We start from the raw sequence: 17,326 nt of genomic DNA, 5'->3' as shown, positions 1-17,326 counted from the left end.
CGGTGGCGCCAGCGACGTTCCACCCGTTGAAGGTGGCCGCGGTCGACCGGCTGACCGACGACTCGGCCGCGGTGACGTTCGACGTCCCGCCCGAACTCGCCGGCGACTACGCGTTCGCGGCCGGCCAGAGCCTCACGCTGCGCAGGGTGATCGACGGGCGGGAGCACCGCCGGTCGTACTCGATCTGCGCCCCGGCGGGCGCCCGGCCCCGGATCGGCGTCCGCGAGATCCCCGAGGGCCTGTTCTCCTCCTGGCTCGTGCGGGAGGTCCGCCCCGGCACCGAGATCGACGTCCAGGTCCCCTCCGGCAGCCTGCGGGCCGACCCCGCCGAGCCCGGACGGCACCTGCTGATCGCGGCGGGCTCCGGCATCACCCCGATGATCTCCATCGCCGCCACCGTGCTCGCCAACCCGGGCACCGAGGTGCGGCTGCTGTACGGCAACCGCACCAGCGGGACGGTGATGTTCGCCGAGGAGCTCGGCGATCTCAAGAACCGCTACGGCCCGCGGTTCCAGCTCGTCCACGTGCTGAGCCGCGAGCCCCGCGACGTCGAGCTTTTCTCCGGCCGCCTCGACGCCGACCGCCTGCGCCGCCTGCTGAGCGCCGTGACGCCCGTCGACGACGTCGACCACGTCTGGCTCTGCGGCCCCCTGCCCATGGTCACCGCCGCCCGCGACGTCCTCGGCGAGTTCGGCGTCCCCCGCGACAAGGTGCACGTCGAGCTGTTCTACGTCGACGAGCCGCCCCCCGAGGTGCGGCGCGACGCCCCCGCCGCCACCGGCGAGACCAGCGAGGTCACCGTCGTGCTGGACGGCCGGTCGAGCACCGCGCCGATGCCGCGCGACCAGCGCATCCTGGACGCCGCCCAGGCCACCCGCGCCGACCTGCCGTTCGCCTGCAAGGGAGGCGTCTGCGGCACCTGCCGCGCCCGCGTCACCGACGGCGAGGTCGACATGGTCCGCAACTACGCCCTGGAACCCGCCGAGGTCGCGGCCGGGTTCGTGCTCACCTGCCAGTCCCACCCCGTCAGCGACACCGTCACCGTCGACTTCGACGCCTGACCCCTCAGGCCGGCGGCGCCGCCAGCCCGTCGAACGCGATCGCGGTGATGGCGTCCGACAGCTCGTCCGCGCTCACCTCCCCGCCCGGCCGATACCACTCGACCAGCGAATTGACCATCCCGAACAGGAGCCGGCTCACCAGCTCCGGCGGCACGTCGCCGCGCACCGCCCCCTCCGCGGCCGCCGCCCGCACCAGCTCCGCCAGCCGCGCGTCGATCCACCGCCGCCGCTGGAGCGCCGCCAGCTCCACCTCGCTGTTCCCGCGCACCCGCAGCAGCAGCGTCACCGCCGGCTGGTGGGCCACCAGCACCCGCACGCTCTCCCGCACCACCGCCCGCAGCCGCTCGTACGCGCTGCCCCCCGACTCGTCCTGCGCCTCGCGGATCACCGCCGTCAGCTCGTCGAGCGCCTCGTCCAGGGCCAGCGCGAGCAGATGCGTCTTCCCCGGCACATGGTGGTAGATCGCCGACTTGCTGAACCCGAGCTCCTCAGCGAGGTCCCCCATACTGGTCCCCTCGTAGCCCTTCCGATTGAAGAGCTCGATGGCCCGCCGCAGAACCGTCGCCTGGTCATACCCGGGCCTCCCGCGTTTCATTTTGTTTTTTATCCTCCTTCGGACCTGGCGGCCCTCCATCGTCTAAAGAACGGGGCGATCGCCGGCATCGCTCCGTCTCGCCTGGCGGCTCGCGGCGCGATCAGATTCTCGCAGGCTCGAATCTGCCTTCGGACGCGATCGGGACCTGAAGGTCGTCGTGTGGTCGCGGTGCGGGCCGGGGGCTCTTCCCGGTCCGGCTGGTCTTCAATGTGGCGGCGGCGGTCAGGGCGATTCTCCGCTTCGGCGGCTGGTGGCGAGGACTCGCACGAGTGCTTGCAGTGCCGACTCGAAGGCGTGGTCCGGGGGTGTCGCGTAGCCGACCACCAGGCCGTCCTGGGGCGGAAGGCGGGCGCTGGGGTGACGGAACGCCGACAGGGCGTCGACCGCCACCCCGGCGCGGGCCACCGCTTCCGCAGTGGCGGCCTCGGTGCCGGACGGCAGGCGCAGGACGGCGTGCAGGCCGGCGGCGATCCCCGTCGCGTGGACGTGGGGCGCGTGCTCGGCCAGGGCGGTGACGAAGCGGTCGCGGCGGGTGCGGTACCTCTGGCGCATGCGGCGGACGTGGCGGTCGTAGGAACCGGAGTCGAGGAAGTCGGCCAGGGTCAGCTGGTCGAGGACGCCCGCCCATGCCTCGCGCTCGCCCTTGGCCGCGAGGACGCAGTCCACCAGGCGGTCGGGAAGGACCATCCAGCCGAGCCGGACCGCGGGGGACAGGCTCTTGCTGGCGGAGCCGATGTACAGCACCCGGTCGGGGGCCAGGCCCTGTACCGCGCCGACGGGCTGGCGGTCGTAGCGGAACTCGCCGTCGTAGTCGTCCTCGATGATGAGCCCGTCCGATGCGGCGGCCCACTCGGCCACCGCCGTGCGTCTGCGCGAATGCAGCGGGCCGCCTGTGGGGAACTGGTGCGCGGGTGTCAGGAGGACGGTGGGCTCGGCTTTGGAGAGCTCGTCGATCCGCGCGCCGTCGCCGTCGACTGTGAGGGGACGGGTGCGCGTACCGGCCTGCTCCAGCAGGGCGCGGTGGAAAGGGAGGCCGTACCCCTCGACCGCCAGCGGGCCGGGCAGCGCCCCGCCTCCGAACAGCAGGCGCAGGGCGTGCGCGAAGCCGGAGCAGACCACGATGTGGTCGGCGTCGGTCCGCACGCCGCGGGTGCGGGCCAGGTAGGCGGCCAGCGCGCGGCGCAACTCGGGGCGTCCGCGCGGGTCGCCGGGGCCGAAGGCCTCGTTCGGCGCCGCGGTGACCGCCCGGCGCGCCGACGCCAGCCATGCGGCGCGCGGGAAGGACGCGGCGTCCGGCTGGCCCTGCCGCAGGTCGTGCACCGGTTCGGGGGGACGGCCCCCGCTGGAACGTGGTGCGGGGCGGGCCTCGGGCTGCGCGCCGAGTGCCACCCTCGTCCCGGAGCCCTGGCGGGCGGTCAGCCAGCCCTCGGCGACGAGTTCGGCGTAGGCGTCGGCGACGGTGTTGCGGGCGAGGCCCAGGTCGGCGGCCAGCGAGCGGTAGGGCGGAAGCCGGGTGCCGGGGGCCAGCCGCCCGGAGCGGACCGCCGCCCGCAGCGCGCGGGTCAGCGCCGCCCGACGCCCGCCGCCGGGCAGCTCCAGGTGGAGGTCGGCTCCGATCCGCTCCGCCAGATTGACCCAGTTTTCTGCCATGGAATTGCACCCTACCGCCGGTCTCTCGTCCTCCTAGATTTGCGGTGTAGAGCTTGATGACCTGCTGACTCGGAGGAATGATGAACGACTTGCGCGCTGCCGTCCGCGGCCGGGTCCTGCTGCCCGGCGACGCGGGCTTCGACGCCGCCCGGCGTCCCTGGAACCTGGCCGTCGAGCAGCCGGTGGAGGCCGTGGTCGAGGCCGCCGACGCCGATGACGTCGCCGCGCTCGTCCGGTACGCCCGTTCCGCCGGGACGGCCATCGCCACGCAGCCCAACGGCCACGGCGCCACCGGCCGCACGGAGGGCGCGATCCTGCTGCGCACCCGGCGGCTGGACGGCCTGGAGGTCGACCCGGCGGCCCGCCGCGCCCGGGTCGGCGCGGGCGTCGCCTCGGGGCGGCTCCAGGCGGCGGTCGCCCCGCACGGCCTGACCGGGCTGCCGGGGAGCTCTCCCGTGGTCAGCGTCGCCGGGGTCGCCCTCGGCGGCGGGCTGAGCTGGTTCGGCCGCGCCCACGGGTGGGTCGCCGACAGCGTCACCGCCTTCGAGGTCGTCGACGGCGAGGGCCGCCGGCGGCGCGTCACCGCGGACGCCGACCCCGACCTGTTCTGGGCGCTGCGCGGCGGGGGCGGCGGCCTCGCCATCGTGACGTCCCTCGACCTGGCACTGCACCCGGCGCCGGACCTGTACGGGGGCCGGATGCTGTGGCCGGCCGTCCACGCGCCCGAGGTGATGGACGCCTACCGGCAGATCACCGCCGCCGCCCCGGACGAGCTGACCGCCTGGCTGGACCTGCTGCACTTCCCCGGCTCCGACCCGATGGTCGCCGTGGACGTCACCCACCTCGGCCCGGCGGACGAGGCGCGCGAGCTGCTGCGCCCCCTGGACCGGCTCGCCCGCCCGCTGTCCGACGGCAGGGCGACCATGCCCGTCTCCGAGCTGGGCGCCATCACGGCGGAACCCACCGACCCCGGCGCCGGACGCTCACGGGCCGAACTGCTCACGGACCTGGACGACCGCTCGGTCAAGGCGCTGCTGGCCGAGCCGATCGCCCCCTTGCTGAGCGTGCAGATCCGGCATCTGGAGGGTGCGTTCGCCCGGCCCTCCGGCAGCCCGCACGGGCCCCTCACCGAGCGCTACGCGCTGTACATGTTCGGCATCCCGGCCGATCCGGCGACCGCCGAGGCGGTCGCGGCGAAGCAGGCCGCGATCGCCGATCTGCTGCCCGCCGGCGGCCGCAAGCCCTTCACGTTCCTCAACCCGGAGGAGACCGCCGCGAGCGCGTTCGCCCCCGAGGCGCTGGCCCGCCTCCGCCGCATCAAGGCGAGCCACGACCCGCACGACACCTTCCGCGCCAACTTCCCGCTCACCCCCTGACCCCCGGCCCCCCGCGCCGCCTCACCCCACCGACCACGGGACGACCTCAGGGATCGCGATCGCGTCCGAAGGCAGGTTCGAGCGAGCGAGAACCTGATCGCGCAGCGAGCCGGCGCGATGCCGGCGATCGCCGCAGTGCCCGGCGATGGAGGGCCGCCAAACCCGAAGGAGAAGGGCACTGCAATAGACACAGCAACACAAGAAATGGCCAAGACTGGGTCCGAATTGCAGAAGCATCGTGTCCGCACCGGTCTGCTGCCTTTATACCGGAACATGGGGGCGGTGCCTCGCCCGGACGCGGCCGCGGCGGCGCGGTTTCGATGACCTGGCCTGTTCCCCGGCGGCCTAGTATGAAGACGGGACCGTCAATCGTCACTGAACGAGGGGGAAGGCAATTCATGGCGCAGCAGGTCAAGGTTCGCCTGGTCGACGACATCAGCGGTGGGGAGGCGGTGGAAACCGTCTCGTTCTCGCTGGACGGCAGGTCCTATGAGATCGACCTGAACAAGAAGAACGCCGCCAAACTCCGCAAGGTCATCGAGCCTTACCGGGAGCACGCCCGCAAGGCGCGCCGCGCCGCGGCGAGGAGCGCGACGCGCACGGCGGGCAGCCGTGAGCGCAGCGCCGAGATCCGCCGGTGGGCGAGGTCGGCGGGAATTCCCGTCAACGACCGCGGGCGCATTCCCGCCGATGTGCTCCAGAAGTTCGAGGCCGCGCACTGACCCGGGCTTCCGGCCGGGCGGATGCCCATTCCAGGCGGCTGCGGGCTCCGAGTCGCTCCGCACCCGGCGCTGAACGGTATGCGGCGGGATCTCCGGAGCGTTTGCGGCCGCCCGACAGGACATGCCGGCAGCCGCCTTACCAAGGCGACGAGCCAGAACCCATCGCGCCTTACCGGGTCGGTCTAGCGCCCCCTGCCCGCCAACCCGCACCCACTACTGCGACAACCCCAGCCGACACAGCAACCCCGCGACAACCCCAACGGTTGCGATCGCGTCCGAAGGCAGGTTCGAGCGAAGCGAGAACCTGATCGCGCAGCGAGCCGCCAAGGCGAGCCGGCGCGATGCCAGCGATCGCCGCAGTGCTCGACGATGGAGGGCCCTCCGGGCCCGAAGGAGGAGGGCACTGCAATAGGCAGAGCAGGGCCGCCAGGCCCGAAGGAGGAGAAAAAGCTATAGATACAACCCAGTGCCGTGCTCTGGGCGTTCGCTGGCGATGGCGTGCAGGTCGCGTTCGCGCATGATCAGGTAGTTCTCGCCCTGGATCTCGACCTCGTACTGGTCGCCGGGGTGGAACAGGACGCGGTCGCCGGGCTTGACGATCCGGACGTGGTGGCCGACCCCGCAGACCTCTCCCCACGCCAGGCGGTTCTGCTGCTCGACCGTCGCGGGGATGACGATGCCGCCGGTGCTGCGGCGCTCGCCGCTGTCCTTCTCGGATTTGATCATGACGCGGTCGTGCAGCATCTGGACTTCGAACTTCGGCTCGGACACGCCGGCGAGTTTATCCGTCCGCGCGGGTGGGAGCGTTCCGAGCGGGGTCAGGGCAGGGAGGCGAGCCTGGCGTAGACGCCGGGGTAGCCGGGCTTGCCGCAGCCGTAGCCCCAGGAGACGAGCGCGGCGACGCGCCCGCCGGCGATCAGCGGGCCGCCGCTGTCGAACTGGCAGGAGTCGGCCTTGGCCGACCCGGCGCAGAGCATGTCGGACGGGTCGAAGGAGTCGCCGTAGGCGCGGCGGCAGGCGGCGTCGCCGGGGAGCGGTACGCGGGCCGCGCGCAGGCGGGTGTTGAACAGGTCGTTCTCAGACGTGAAGCCCCATCCGGCGATCTCTGCCGCGCGGGCGGAGCCGGGCGTGCCGAGGGGTGCGGGCGGGCGGTTCACGCGGCGCGCGAGCGTCAGGACGGCGAGGTCGTGGTGGCTGACGGTCTCGTCCTTGAAGGTCGTCTCGCGGTATTTCGGGTGCATGCGCACTGACTTCACCGCGATGGTCTCCCCGCCGCGGCCGGTCAGGTCGTCCCGGCCGAAGGTGGCGGTGAGGACGCCGGGCACCGAGCGGAACATCGACACGCAGTGGCCCGCGGTGATGAGTTGGTCGGGCCTGGTCAGCACGCCGCCGCAGAACTGCCCGGACGGCCGGACGAAGAAGATCGGGGAGCCCACGGCGGCCAGCCACGGGTACCGGGCGGCGGGTACCGGGGTGCCGCCCGTGACGGCGTTCGCGGGGGCGGCGAGCGGCGTGAGCCCCAGGCAGGCTCCGAGCAGCGCGAGACCGAGGGACCGGCGTGACGGCAGGGCCATGGCCGCACTGTAGGCGATCAGGGGACGGCGCGCACCCGTTTCCCGGCGGCGGCCCGCTGCGCCTGCGCGGCCGGGTCCTCGTAGCGGGGGAACAGCGCCAGGGCGGCGAGCGCGAGCGCGAATCCGCCCGCCCGGAGAGCGAACGGGACGGTGTCGCGCGGCCACTGCTCGCCGAACAGGACGGTGCTGCTGAGGACGAGGTACGTCCGGCCGATGACGGTGAGGACGACCGCGACGATCGCGATCCGGCAGCGCTGCAGCGCGACCTGGAGCTGCCCGAGCGCGATCGCGGCGAGGCCGATCGTCAGGTACGGGTAGGGGGACTCCAGCACCGCGCGCACGCTGCCGGTGTCCTGGTAGACGATCGAGATGCCGCGGATGCCGGCCTCGGCCAGCCCGGCGCAGGCCCCGGCGCCGATCCCGTAGGCGACCCCGGCGAGCCTGCGGGCGTGCCGCCCGCCCGCGCGCCGGTCGCCGACCAGCCACACCAGGGCCGCGGCGGCCACCGCCGGGGTGCACACGGCGAGCATCGTCCAGGGCCGGGCGAGCGTCCCGGCGAGGGTGGCGTCGGCGCGCGGCTCGCCCTCGGTCGTGGCCGAGAGGCCGATCAGCCCGGTGGCGACGACGAACAGCGCGACGCTCGCCCATTCGCGCAGGCTCAGCCGCTCCCCGAGGAACCCGGTCGCGAAGGCGACGAGGAGCACCAGGCCGAGGGCGAAGACGGGCTGCGCGACGGCGAGCGGCACCGCGGAGAACGCGACGACCTCGTAGCCGAGGCCGAGGAACAGCAGGAGGCCGCCGCCCAGCCAGACGGGGTCGGTCAGCATGAGCCGGGCGACGCGGAACGGGCGGCTGCCCCGCAGCGGCTCCATCCGGCGCGCGGAGACGCGGAAGACGAGGAAGGCGATGTAGTAGACGGTGGTGGCGAGCAGGGCGAGGGCGGCGTAGCCCAGGTCGTGACCCATCGGGAAAGACCCTTCGGCGGACGGGGGCGGGAAGAGTCGTCCGGCGCGCCTCGAAGCGACTCGCCCTGCCACGATGCCCTCTCGCACCGCCCGTGACAAGGCCGTGACCCCGCTAAACGATCAATCGTAGTGACGGCCGCGGGTGGACGACAGGCGGGAGACGAGCCCGCGGGGGAGGAGCCGCGTGGCCCCGACGACGGCCTTGTACTGCGCTCCCGGGACGCTGACCTGCACGCCGCGGCGCAGGTCGCGCAGGGCGGCGGCCACGACGTCGTCCTTGTCCAGCCACATGAAGCCCGGGACGTCCGACATGTCCATCTGGGCGCGGTCGTGGAACTCGGTGTGCACGAACCCGGGGCACAGCGCCATCACCCGGACGCGGCCCCGCGACCGCCTCCGGATGTCGGCCGCGACGCCCTGGCTGAAGTTCACGACCCACGCCTTGGACGCCCCGTAGGTGCCGCGCGTCGCGAACGCCGCGACCGACGAGACGTTGACGACGCCGCCCCGGCCGCGCGAGAGCATCCCCGGGAGGACGGCGTGCGTCAGCCGCAGGACGGCCTCGCAGTGCACGCGCAGCATGGTCAGCTCGTCCGACACCGGGACGTCCAGGAACACGCCCTTGTTGCCGAACCCGGCGTTGTTGACCAGCAGGTCGACGTCCTTGCGGGCGCGCTCCTCGGCCGCGGCCAGGCCCTCCTCGGTGGACAGGTCGGCGGGCAGCGTCTCGGCGCGCACGCCGTAGGCGGCGCGCAGCTCGCCGGCGGTGCGCTCCAGCCGTTCGGCGTCGCGGGCCAGCAGGACCAGGTCGAACCCGTCGGAGGCGAGGCGGCGGGCGAAGGCGGCACCGATCCCCGCGGTCGCGCCGGTGATGAAGGCGGTCGGCATGGCACCGAGCCTAGGGTGCGTCCCCTACCGGGCGGGTGCGCGCCGCGCGCGGAAATGCCGCGGGTCGGGGCGGCGGGTCGCGCGGCGGTAGGCGAAGGTGTAGCCCGGCCAGTTGTTGACGACCTTCCCGCCCGCCGTCATGTACCAGCTCCGGCAGCCCGCCTCCCACACGGTGGAGCGCATCCGCTCCTGCATCTCCCTGACGAACGCGTCCTGCACGTCCGGCCGCACGTCGATCCAGGCCAGGCCCGCGCCGCGCAGCGCCTCCACGCATCCGAGGACGTAGCGGAACTGCGACTCCAGCATGTAGATGATCGAGTTGTGCCCGAGGTTGGTGTAGGGCCCGTACAGCAGGAACAGGTTGGGGAAGCCGCTGACGGTGATGCCGAGGTGGGCCCGCGCGCCGTCCCGCCACGCCTCGTTCAGCTCCCGCCCGCCCCGTCCGACGATCTTCATGGGGGACAGGAACTCGGTGGAGCGGAACCCGGTCGCGTAGACGATGACGTCCGCCTCGTGCGCGCCGCCCGCGGTCTGGACGCCCGTCGGGGTGACGCGCTCGATCGGGTCGGTGACCAGGTGCACGTTGGGCCTGTTCAGCGCCGCATAGTAGTCGCCGGACAGCAGGATCCGCTTGCACCCCATCCGGTATCCGGGGACGAGTTCGGCGCGCAGCGCGGGGTCGGCGACCTGCTCGGCCAGGTGCCGGCGGAAGCCGCGCTCCATGATCCCCATCAGCCGCGGGTACCGGATGAAGCCGAGCGCGCGGGCCTCGAACAGCGCGTAGATCCGGGCGCGGCTCAGCGCGTACAGCCCCGGCACGGCCCGCAGCGCGGCGCGCTCCCAGTCCCGGTACGGCCGGTCCGGTTTGTCGATCACGTACGGCGCGGACCGCTGGAACAGCAGCAGCTCCGCCGCCTCCCTGGCGACCTCCGGGACGATCTGGACCGCGCTCGCGCCCGTCCCGACCACCGCGACGCGCCTGCCCCGCAGGTCGGTGCCGTGGTCCCAGCGGGAGGAGTGGAAGGCGGGCCCCGTGAACGACTCCCGCCCCTCGATCGGGGGCAGTTCGGGCCGGTTGAGCTGCCCGCACGCCGAGACGAGCACCCGCGCCGCGAGGTCCCCGGTGGTCGTGGAGATCCGCCAGAGCGCCGCGTCCTCGTCGAACCGCGCCTCGGTCACCTCGGCGCCGAACCGGATCGCGTCCAGGACGCCGTGCTTGCGGGCGCAGTGCCGCAGGTACTCCAGGATCTCCGCCTGCGGCGGGAAGCGGCGCGACCAGTCGGTCTTGCGCTCGAACGAGAACGAGTACAGGTGGGACGGGACGTCGCAGGCCGCGCCCGGGTAGGTGTTGTCGCGCCAGGTCCCGCCGAGGTCGGCGGCCTTCTCCAGGATCACCACGTCGCGGACGCCGGCCCGCCGCAGCCGGATCGCCATCCCGATCCCGCCGAACCCGCCTCCGATGATCACCACGCTGTGCGTCATGGCCGTCCCGAATCCCGTTCTGTATCGGTGCCCCACGAGCGTAGGTGACCCTGAGGTCACTGAGAAGGTGTCGCCGCGGCGCGTTTTGTCGGTCGGTTCTGCCAGCATCCCGGCATGTCCGACGACGCCCTCCCCGCCGAAGCGCGCGCCGACGCCGGTCCCGGAACGGTCCAGGCGATGCTGGCGCGCGCCTGCGGGTCCGAGAAGGACGGCCCCCGGTTCGCCCTGCTCCTCCAGGAGGCGCTGCCCTCCGCCGAGCGCCTCGGCACCGGGGCGCTGCGCGAGCTGGCGCCGCTGCTGAAGCACGTCAACGGCCTCTTCGCGCGGGCCGACGTCCCGATCGGGTACCGGGAGCGGGTCGACCGCCGCCTTCGGGCGCTGCTGGCGAGCGTGGACGAGGCGTATCTGCCCGAGGGCGTGCTCCCCGTCCACGACGCGTGGGCCGCGCCGCTCCGCGAGCGGGTGCGGGACGCGCCGTCGCCCGACCTGACCCGGTTCGTCCGGCACCTGGCGAGCCTGTCGGCGCCGCGCCCCACGCGCGCGTGGCACCGCGCGTGCGTCGCCCTCGCCGACGAGGCGGCCGCGCGCGAGGAGGTCGCCGAATGCCTCCGCGTGCTCGCGGAGGACGAGCCGCACTGCCCCCGCGAGGACGGCCCGCACACCGACTTCTCCTGCGGGTACCACCATCTGGTCCAGCCGCACCACGGAGACGTCGCGCGCGGCCTCGTCTGGGCGGCGGCCCTCACCGGCGGCCCGGAGGCGGTGCCCCGGCTCCGGGCCGTCGCCCTGCGCATGGGCACGGCCGGGCGCGACCTCTACGAGGGCCCCAAGGTCGCGGGCGCGGCGATCAACGCGCTGGGCGCGGTCGACGATCCGAGCGCGCTGGAGGCGCTCTGGCGGCTGCGCACGCCGGTCACGAACCGCGCGCTGCGCAAGCAGCTCGACACGGCGCTCCAGGCGGCGGCCGAACGGCAGGGCATCACGCGGGCGCAGCTCGTGGAGCGCACCGTCCCCGCCCACGGCCTGGGCCCGGACGGTTCGGCGGAGCGGGTCCTCGGCGACCACACGGCGCGCGTCGCGGTCGAGGGCGCGGCGGCCGTCCGCACCACCTTCACCGGCCCGGGCGGCCGCACCTCCCGGACGGCCCCGGCCGCGGTCAAGGACGGCTTCCCCGACGAGCTGAGGCGGTCGAAGGCCCTCGCCAAGGAGGTGCGGGCGACGCTGTCGAGCGAGCGGGCGCGCGTCGAGGGCCTCATGTCCGAGGACCGCGTCTGGCCCTACGCCGAATGGCGCGAGTTCTACCGCGACCACCCGGTCACCGGGGCGGTCGTCCGCGGCCTCATCTGGGAGTTCCAGGGCGAGGACGGCCTCTGGCGCGCGTCCCTCGCCGATCCCGGCGGCGCCGCGCACGTGCGGCTCTGGCATCCCATCCGGGCCGGCGTGGACGAGGTGCGGGCCTGGCGGGAGCGGGTCGTCGACGAGCAGGTCCGGCAGCCGTTCAAGCAGGCGTTCCGCGAGATCTACGTCCTCACCCCCGCGGAGGAGGCCACCGCGGCCTACTCCAACCGGTACGCGGCGCACATCGTCCACTACCGGCGGCTCTACGCGCTGTTCAAGGAGCGGGGCTGGCAGGCGAACTTCCTCGGCCGCCACGAGGGCGGCCACCACGGCGAGGCGCGCGGCGAGTTCGGCGGCGGCGCATGGCGGGCGTGCTTCCACCACGAGCCGGCCGGCGACGACGGCGACTGGGCGATCGAGCACGCCGCGACCGACCAGGTCCGCTTCGAGCGCCGGCACGGCGGGCGCTGGCGGGAGGCGCCGCTCGCCGACGTCCCGCCGCCGGTGTTCAGCGAGGCGATGCGCGACGTCGACCTGTTCGTCGGCGTCACCTCCATCGCCGCCGACCCGGACTGGGCCGACCGCGGTGAGGACCGCCGCGCCGCCTACTGGCGCGAGGCGGGTTTCGGCGCGCTGACCGCGAGCGCCGAGGTCCGCCGCGCGGCGCTGGAGCGCATCCTGCCGCGCACGAAGATCGCCGCCCGCTGCGCCCTGGACGGCCGCCACCTGGTGGTCCGCGGCGAGCTGCGCACCTACAGGATCCATCTCGGGTCGGCGAACGTCCTGATGGAACCGGACGGCGCCTACCTGTGCGTCGTCCAGGGCCGCCGGGCCCTCGGCACGCTGTACCTGCCGTTCGAGGACGAGCGGCTCTCGCTCATCCTCAGCAAGGCGTTCCTGCTGGCCGCCGACCACAAGATCACCGATGCCTCGATCCGGCGCCAGATCGGGCGTGTGATCACCTGAAACGTCCCGGAACCGGCGATTCCATCTGGAAAGATCACCTCATGTCCGACGACCACCGGCCGCCGGCCGCGCTCGACCTCCTGGACCGCCCGCCCGTCCCCGCCGGGCCCGCCGGCCCCCCAGAGCCCGGGGCGCCCGCGCACGGGCTCGGCCGCGACGGCTCGCTCGCCCGCGACATCGGCGGCTACCAGGCCGTCATCGCCATCGCCGACCCGATGACCGTCCGCCTCACCTTCATCGGCGCGGAGGGCCGCCCGCTGCCGACCGTCCCCGGCGCGCTCAGGGCGGGGTTCGCAGCGCAGGTCAAGGAGACGAAGGCGCTGGCGAGGCAGGTCCGCGCGACGCTGGCCGCCGAGCGGCAGCGGGTCGAGGCGCTGATGGCGGCCGAGCGGACCTGGCCGTACGGGCAGTGGTGCCGGCACTACCGCGACCATCCGGTCACCGGGCGGGTCGCGCACGGGCTGATCTGGGAGTTCGAGGAGCCGGACGGGCACTGGCACACCGCCACGCCCGGGGAGGACGTCCTGGTCACCGTGGACGGCCGCGCCCTGCCCGTGCCGCCCGGCGGCGCGCGGGTGCGGCTGTGGCATCCGGTGCGGGCGCTGCCGGGCGCCGTCCGGGCCTGGCGGAACTTCGTGACCGGCAACCGCATGGCGCAGTCGTTCCGGCAGGCGTTCCGGGAGACCTACCGGCCCGGCCCGCCCGGCGCCGAGACCGACCTGCGCCGCGGCCGCTTCGACGGGGAGGCCCGGCGCGTCCTGGCCGAGGGCGCGTGGCGGGTCGGCTGCCGCGAGGGCCGGGCGCGGGTGACGTTCGAGAGGCGGGCCGCCGGGCGCTGGCGCGAGGAGCCGCCGCGGGCCGTGCCGCCGCCGGTGTTCAGCGAGGGGATGCGGGAGGCCGACCTGTTCCTGCGCCTCGCCCCGGCCGCGGAGGAGGACCCGTCCGGTGCGCCGTCCGCGACCGCCGGGATCCGGGCGGACGTGCTGCGCCGGATCCTGCCCGGCACGAGGATCGCCGGCCGCTGCGCGGTCGACGGGGGCTTCCTCGTCGTCCGCGGCGGGCTGCGCACCTACCGCGTCCACCTCGGCTCCGGCGACGTGCTGACGGAGCCGGGCGGCGAGCGGCTGCGGGTCGGGCCGGCCCGGCGGACGGGGCGGAAGGGCCTGTTCCTGCCCTTCGAGGACGAGGTGCTGGCCCGCGTCCTCGGCACGGCGTTCCTGCTGGCCGCCGACCACCGCATCACCGACGAGGCCGTCCTGCGGCAGATCACGAGGGGGACTTGATGAAGCTGGTCGCGCGCCTGCTGCGAGCCATGACCGAACCGACGACGGAGGACGAGGACCTCCGCACCTGGTATCCCGACCTGTCGGCGCTGTCCGACCGCGACCTCGGAGACCTCGTGCCCGCCGCCTACGCGGTCGGCCGGGAGGCGCCGTTCGTGTCGATGTCCGTCCGGCTCAGGGTCGAGGACGAGGCCAAGCAGCGCCAGCCCCGCTACACGCCGGAGGCGTGCGAGCGGATGTTCCAGGCGCTCGTCGGCGGGCTGGCCCAGCGCAAGTGGGCCGACCTCGAACTCGGCGTGGGTGCGCTCGTCCGCTGCACGGAGCCGTGGCCCGACCTCGCCGGCCCGGCCCGGACCCTCGTCGAGTACCTCCTCGCCCGCGAGCGCCTCGACCAGCCGTTCGCGCTGCTGGCGATCGGCGGGCTCGCGGGCGACGACGTCCTGCGGGCGGTCGCCCACCGTCTCGACCGGGTCAGGCAGGGGCCGATCGCGCGGGACGAACTCGACCTCGTCCTGCGCCTCGAACCGGCGGAACGGGTGCTGCTGGCCGAGCTGTTCGACACCCGGTCCTTCACCTCCCCGGCGGTCGCGCCCCACGTGTGGGAGCGTGTCGCCGCCATCCCGGCCTTCGTCGAGTTCGCCCGCGCGGCGATGGAGGCCGCAGCCGACCGCGTCCGCGCCGTCCAGGAGGGGGAGATCCCCTTCCGCGCGGACAAGGCGTTCACCGGGAACGAGGTCGCCGCCGTCGGCCACGCCGCGCGTATCGCACTGCTGCGCGACGAGCCGTGGCTGCCCGACCTGATCGACCGCCTCCTGCCCGGCGTCTCCGTGGCTCCGACGCAGGCCAAGGCGCTGCCCTCGCAGGCGATGCTGTACGAGATCGTCCGGGCCGCGCAGGAGTTCCCCACGCCCGAGCTGGTGACCGCGATCCGGACCGTCCGCGGGATCGTCCGGCACGCCGGGGTGCCCAAGCAGCTCGACAAGATGATCAAAAAGGTCGAGGCGGCCCTGGCCGAGCGGACCGAGGTCGCACTGCGCCTCCCCGAGCTCGGGTTCGGCCCCGACGGCGTCCTGCGGCGGGACCTCGGCCCCTACACGGCCGTCGTCACCGTCACCGCGGGCAAGGCCGAGCTGACCTTCGAGAAGGACGGCGCGGCGCTGAAGGGCGTCCCCGCGCCCGTCCGCCGCGACCACAAGGCCGAGGTCGCGGAGCTGCGCGACCTCGCCAAACGCGTCAGCGCGCAGCTCGTCACCCTCGCTCGGGCGCTGGAGGGCGGCTTCACCGTCGACGCCGTCCACCCGTTCGCCCGGTGGCGCGACACGCTCCTGCGCCACCCGATCGCCGGCCCGGCGGTGCGCACGCTCCTCTGGCAGATCGAGGCCGCCCCCGGCGACTGGCGCACCGTCCTGCCCGAGGCGGACGAACTGCCGGACGCCGCCGACGACGCGCCCGTCCGGCTGTGGCACCCCATCAGGTCGCGGCCCGACGAGGTGCGCGCCTGGCGCGACCTGCTCGTCGAGCGGCGGATCCGGCAGCCGTTCAAGCAGGCGTTCCGCGAGATCTACCTCCTCACCCCGGCGGAGGAGGACACCGCGACCTACTCCAACCGGTTCGCCGCGCACCTCGTCCACTACCGGCGGATGTTCGCCCTGTTCCGGGCCCGCGGCTGGACGAGCTCCCTGCTCGGCCCCTGGGACGGCGGAGGCTCCGACGAGGCGGTCCGGACGCTGGCGGCGGGGGAGTGGCGGGCCAGGTTCTCCCACGCCCTGGCCGACTGGCAGGGCGAGCACGAGATCGCCGGCACGAACCGGGTGGTGTTCGACCGCCGCGGCGACGGCGGCTGGCGGGAGGCCGCCCTCGCCGACGTCCCGCCGCTGGTGTTCAGCGAGGCGATGCGGGACGTGGACCTGTTCGTCGGCGTCGCCTCCATCGCCGCCGACCCCATGTGGGAGGACGGCGAGGGCCACGAGTACTGGGTGCGCGCCTGGTACGCCGACCTCGGCGAGTCGACCCGGACCCGCCGGGAGGCCCTGGAGCGCGTCCTGCCGCGCACGAGGATCGCCGACCGCTGCGCGATCGACGGCCGCTACCTGGTCGTGCGCGGCGAGCTGCGCACCTACAAGATCCACCTCGGCTCGGCCAACATCGTGATGGAACCGGACGACGCGTTCCTCTGCGTCGTCCCGGAGCGCCGCGCCGCCGGCGCCAGGGTCTTCCTGCCGTTCGAGGACGAGCGGCTCTCCCTCATCATCAGCAAGGCGTTCCTGCTCGCCGCCGACGACGCGATCGAGGACGAGTCCATCCTGATGCAGATCAAGCGAGGTGCCTGATGCCCGCCGTGAACTTCCGCGACGAGACGGCCGCCGGCGCGCCCGTCGCCAGCTTCCAGGTGGCCGGGCTGCCCGACCGGATGACCGTCCGGGAGCTGATCAGGCTCCGGGTCCGCGAGGAGGTCGCCCGGCACAACGCCCGCCCCTCCGACCGGTTCCACGGCCTGGTCCGCCCGGACGGGGCCGAGGCGGAGCTGAACGGCTACCGGCTGCGCGAGCCCCGCCGCCTGGACTGGGAGCGGCAGGCCGACATCGCCGAGCGCGCCTTCCTCGGCAACGGGTTCTTCGTGCTCGCCGCCGACCGCCAGGTCGAGGACCTCGACGAGGAGATCGACCTCACCGGCGACCCCGACCTGGTCTTCATCAGGCTCGTCCCGCTCGTCGGCGGCTGAGGGGCCTCAGCCGACCAGGCCGAACTCGTGGGCGCGCAGGCCCGCCTGGAAGCGGGAGTCGGCGTCCAGCAGGGCCAGGATCTCCGCGACGCGGCGCCGGTAGGTCCGCAGCGACATGCCGAGCCGCCGCGCGGCCGCCTCGTCCTTCAGCCCGCCGCCGAGCAGCCGCAGGATGCGCAGGCTCTCCTCGCTCAGCGCGGGCGGCCGGTCGCGCCGGTGGTCGGCCAGCTCGGCGGCCGTCCCCCACGTCGCCTCGAAGAGCGAGACCACGCCCTTCACCACGCCCGGCGACCGGACGACGGTGTACTCGCGGACGCCGCCCTCCACCGGGCCGGCGAGGATGGCGACCTTCCGGTCCACGATGATCGTCTCGTGCGGGAGCGGCGCCGCGCAGATCCGCACCCGCGCGCCCGCGGCGGCGATCGCGAGGAGCCGCCGCTCGGACTCCTCGTCGGCCAGGGCCGCCGGGTTGTACAGCTTGCGGACGGACGGGGCCGGGCGGATCCGGCGGCGCTCGGCGACGATCCGCGCCCGCAGCCCGGGCAGCGCCCATGTGTTCTGGTCCGTCGCGGCGCACGCGAACTCCTCGCACGCGAAGAACAGCCGCCCGGCGCGCTCGACCAGCTCCTCCTCGCCGCGCAGCACGACGTTCCGGTCCAGATCGACGCTCACGGACCCAGTCTGCCACGCGTCCCGCCGGCCGC

General features: G+C 74.2%; 15 protein-coding genes. 7 read left to right on the top strand and 8 right to left on the bottom strand.

Annotation, left to right across the window (positions count from 1 at the left end):
* Positions 1 to 2 precede the first annotated feature (2 nt).
* Positions 3 to 1,061 (top strand): 1,2-phenylacetyl-CoA epoxidase subunit PaaE, encoded by a 1,059-nt coding sequence (paaE, locus tag BKA00_RS15150; RefSeq protein ID WP_185025596.1) that lies wholly within the window; start codon positions 3 to 5, stop codon positions 1,059 to 1,061.
* A 4-nt stretch (positions 1,062 to 1,065) separates the two neighbouring features.
* On the opposite strand, the gene BKA00_RS15145 is transcribed toward paaE, so the two are convergent.
* Together BKA00_RS15145 and pdxR are read right to left on the bottom strand one after the other, a co-directional pair.
* Positions 1,066 to 1,566: a TetR-type transcription factor C-terminal domain-containing protein gene (locus BKA00_RS15145; protein ID WP_338072133.1), complete on the bottom strand. Its 501-nt coding sequence runs from the start codon at positions 1,564 to 1,566 to the stop codon at positions 1,066 to 1,068.
* Between the two features lie 312 nt (positions 1,567 to 1,878).
* Entirely contained in the window at positions 1,879 to 3,306 is a 1,428-nt protein-coding gene (gene pdxR, locus BKA00_RS15140) for a MocR-like pyridoxine biosynthesis transcription factor PdxR (RefSeq protein WP_185025592.1), read from the bottom strand.
* A gap of 80 nt (positions 3,307 to 3,386) precedes the next feature.
* Here pdxR and BKA00_RS15135 point away from each other — a divergent pair, with 80 nt between their 5' ends.
* Both BKA00_RS15135 and BKA00_RS15130 read left to right on the top strand, forming a co-directional pair.
* Entirely contained in the window at positions 3,387 to 4,682 is a 1,296-nt protein-coding gene (locus BKA00_RS15135) for an FAD-binding oxidoreductase (RefSeq protein ID WP_185025590.1), read from the top strand.
* Between the two features lie 398 nt (positions 4,683 to 5,080).
* Positions 5,081 to 5,404, top strand: coding sequence for a histone-like nucleoid-structuring protein Lsr2 (locus BKA00_RS15130; RefSeq protein WP_185025588.1), 324 nt, complete (start codon positions 5,081 to 5,083; stop codon positions 5,402 to 5,404).
* A gap of 450 nt (positions 5,405 to 5,854) precedes the next feature.
* On the opposite strand, the gene BKA00_RS15125 is transcribed toward BKA00_RS15130, so the two are convergent.
* The 5 genes from BKA00_RS15125 to BKA00_RS15105 all read right to left on the bottom strand — a co-directional run bounded on the left by BKA00_RS15125 (position 5,855) and on the right by BKA00_RS15105 (position 10,313).
* A complete protein-coding gene (locus tag BKA00_RS15125; protein ID WP_185025586.1) occupies positions 5,855 to 6,175 on the bottom strand; it encodes a GroES family chaperonin in 321 nt (106 codons plus the stop codon).
* A gap of 47 nt (positions 6,176 to 6,222) precedes the next feature.
* Complete coding sequence (locus BKA00_RS15120) at positions 6,223 to 6,978, bottom strand: serine protease (protein WP_185025584.1); 756 nt, start codon at positions 6,976 to 6,978, stop codon at positions 6,223 to 6,225.
* Between the two features lie 17 nt (positions 6,979 to 6,995).
* Positions 6,996 to 7,943 carry a DMT family transporter gene (locus tag BKA00_RS15115; protein ID WP_185025582.1) on the bottom strand — a complete coding sequence of 316 codons (948 nt, stop codon included), beginning with the start codon at positions 7,941 to 7,943 and terminating at the stop codon, positions 6,996 to 6,998.
* 120 nt (positions 7,944 to 8,063) lie between these two features.
* A complete protein-coding gene (locus tag BKA00_RS15110; protein WP_185025580.1) occupies positions 8,064 to 8,831 on the bottom strand; it encodes an SDR family NAD(P)-dependent oxidoreductase in 768 nt (255 codons plus the stop codon).
* Positions 8,832 to 8,855: 24 nt separating this feature from the next.
* A complete protein-coding gene (locus tag BKA00_RS15105; RefSeq protein WP_185025578.1) occupies positions 8,856 to 10,313 on the bottom strand; it encodes a flavin-containing monooxygenase in 1,458 nt (485 codons plus the stop codon).
* 114 nt (positions 10,314 to 10,427) lie between these two features.
* Between BKA00_RS15105 and BKA00_RS15100 the strand changes: the two genes are divergently transcribed.
* The 4 genes from BKA00_RS15100 to BKA00_RS15085 are packed head-to-tail and all read left to right on the top strand — an operon-like array spanning position 10,428 to position 16,622.
* Positions 10,428 to 12,617, top strand: a complete 2,190-nt coding sequence (locus BKA00_RS15100) for a DUF4132 domain-containing protein (RefSeq protein WP_185025576.1) — start codon at positions 10,428 to 10,430, stop codon at positions 12,615 to 12,617.
* A 41-nt stretch (positions 12,618 to 12,658) separates the two neighbouring features.
* On the top strand, positions 12,659 to 13,900 hold the full coding sequence (locus tag BKA00_RS15095; RefSeq protein WP_185025574.1) for a DUF4132 domain-containing protein: 1,242 nt from the start codon (positions 12,659 to 12,661) through the stop codon (positions 13,898 to 13,900).
* Positions 13,900 to 16,230, top strand: coding sequence for a DUF4132 domain-containing protein (locus tag BKA00_RS15090; RefSeq protein ID WP_185025572.1), 2,331 nt, complete (start codon positions 13,900 to 13,902; stop codon positions 16,228 to 16,230). Before BKA00_RS15095 ends, BKA00_RS15090 begins: the two co-directional genes overlap by 1 nt.
* Entirely contained in the window at positions 16,230 to 16,622 is a 393-nt protein-coding gene (locus tag BKA00_RS15085) for a hypothetical protein (RefSeq protein WP_185025570.1), read from the top strand. The genes BKA00_RS15090 and BKA00_RS15085 overlap by 1 nt, the downstream gene beginning before the upstream one ends.
* A 6-nt stretch (positions 16,623 to 16,628) precedes the next feature.
* Here the strand turns inward: BKA00_RS15085 and BKA00_RS15080 are convergent, their stop codons facing one another.
* Positions 16,629 to 17,294 carry a response regulator transcription factor gene (locus BKA00_RS15080; RefSeq protein ID WP_185025568.1) on the bottom strand — a complete coding sequence of 222 codons (666 nt, stop codon included), beginning with the start codon at positions 17,292 to 17,294 and terminating at the stop codon, positions 16,629 to 16,631.
* Positions 17,295 to 17,326 lie beyond the last annotated feature (32 nt).

This window comes from Actinomadura coerulea (assembly GCF_014208105.1).
Classification (GTDB): Bacteria; Actinomycetota; Actinomycetes; order Streptosporangiales; family Streptosporangiaceae; genus Spirillospora; species Spirillospora coerulea.
This window is presented reverse-complemented; position numbering and strand designations above follow the sequence as displayed.

Excerpts from the sequence above, each read along its gene's own strand:
- BKA00_RS15145 (WP_338072133.1), bottom strand. The coding sequence starts at position 1,566 with ATGGGGGACCTCGCTGAGGAGCTCGGGTTCAGCAAGTCGGCGATCTAC.
- pdxR (WP_185025592.1), bottom strand. The coding sequence starts at position 3,306 with ATGGCAGAAAACTGGGTCAATCTGGCGGAGCGGATCGGAGCCGACCTC.
- BKA00_RS15135 (WP_185025590.1), top strand. The coding sequence starts at position 3,387 with ATGAACGACTTGCGCGCTGCCGTCCGCGGCCGGGTCCTGCTGCCCGGC.
- BKA00_RS15130 (WP_185025588.1), top strand. The coding sequence starts at position 5,081 with ATGGCGCAGCAGGTCAAGGTTCGCCTGGTCGACGACATCAGCGGTGGG.
- BKA00_RS15120 (WP_185025584.1), bottom strand. The coding sequence starts at position 6,978 with ATGGCCCTGCCGTCACGCCGGTCCCTCGGTCTCGCGCTGCTCGGAGCC.
- BKA00_RS15115 (WP_185025582.1), bottom strand. The coding sequence starts at position 7,943 with ATGGGTCACGACCTGGGCTACGCCGCCCTCGCCCTGCTCGCCACCACC.
- BKA00_RS15110 (WP_185025580.1), bottom strand. The coding sequence starts at position 8,831 with ATGCCGACCGCCTTCATCACCGGCGCGACCGCGGGGATCGGTGCCGCC.
- BKA00_RS15105 (WP_185025578.1), bottom strand. The coding sequence starts at position 10,313 with ATGACGCACAGCGTGGTGATCATCGGAGGCGGGTTCGGCGGGATCGGG.
- BKA00_RS15100 (WP_185025576.1), top strand. The coding sequence starts at position 10,428 with ATGTCCGACGACGCCCTCCCCGCCGAAGCGCGCGCCGACGCCGGTCCC.
- BKA00_RS15095 (WP_185025574.1), top strand. The coding sequence starts at position 12,659 with ATGTCCGACGACCACCGGCCGCCGGCCGCGCTCGACCTCCTGGACCGC.
- BKA00_RS15090 (WP_185025572.1), top strand. The coding sequence starts at position 13,900 with ATGAAGCTGGTCGCGCGCCTGCTGCGAGCCATGACCGAACCGACGACG.
- BKA00_RS15085 (WP_185025570.1), top strand. The coding sequence starts at position 16,230 with ATGCCCGCCGTGAACTTCCGCGACGAGACGGCCGCCGGCGCGCCCGTC.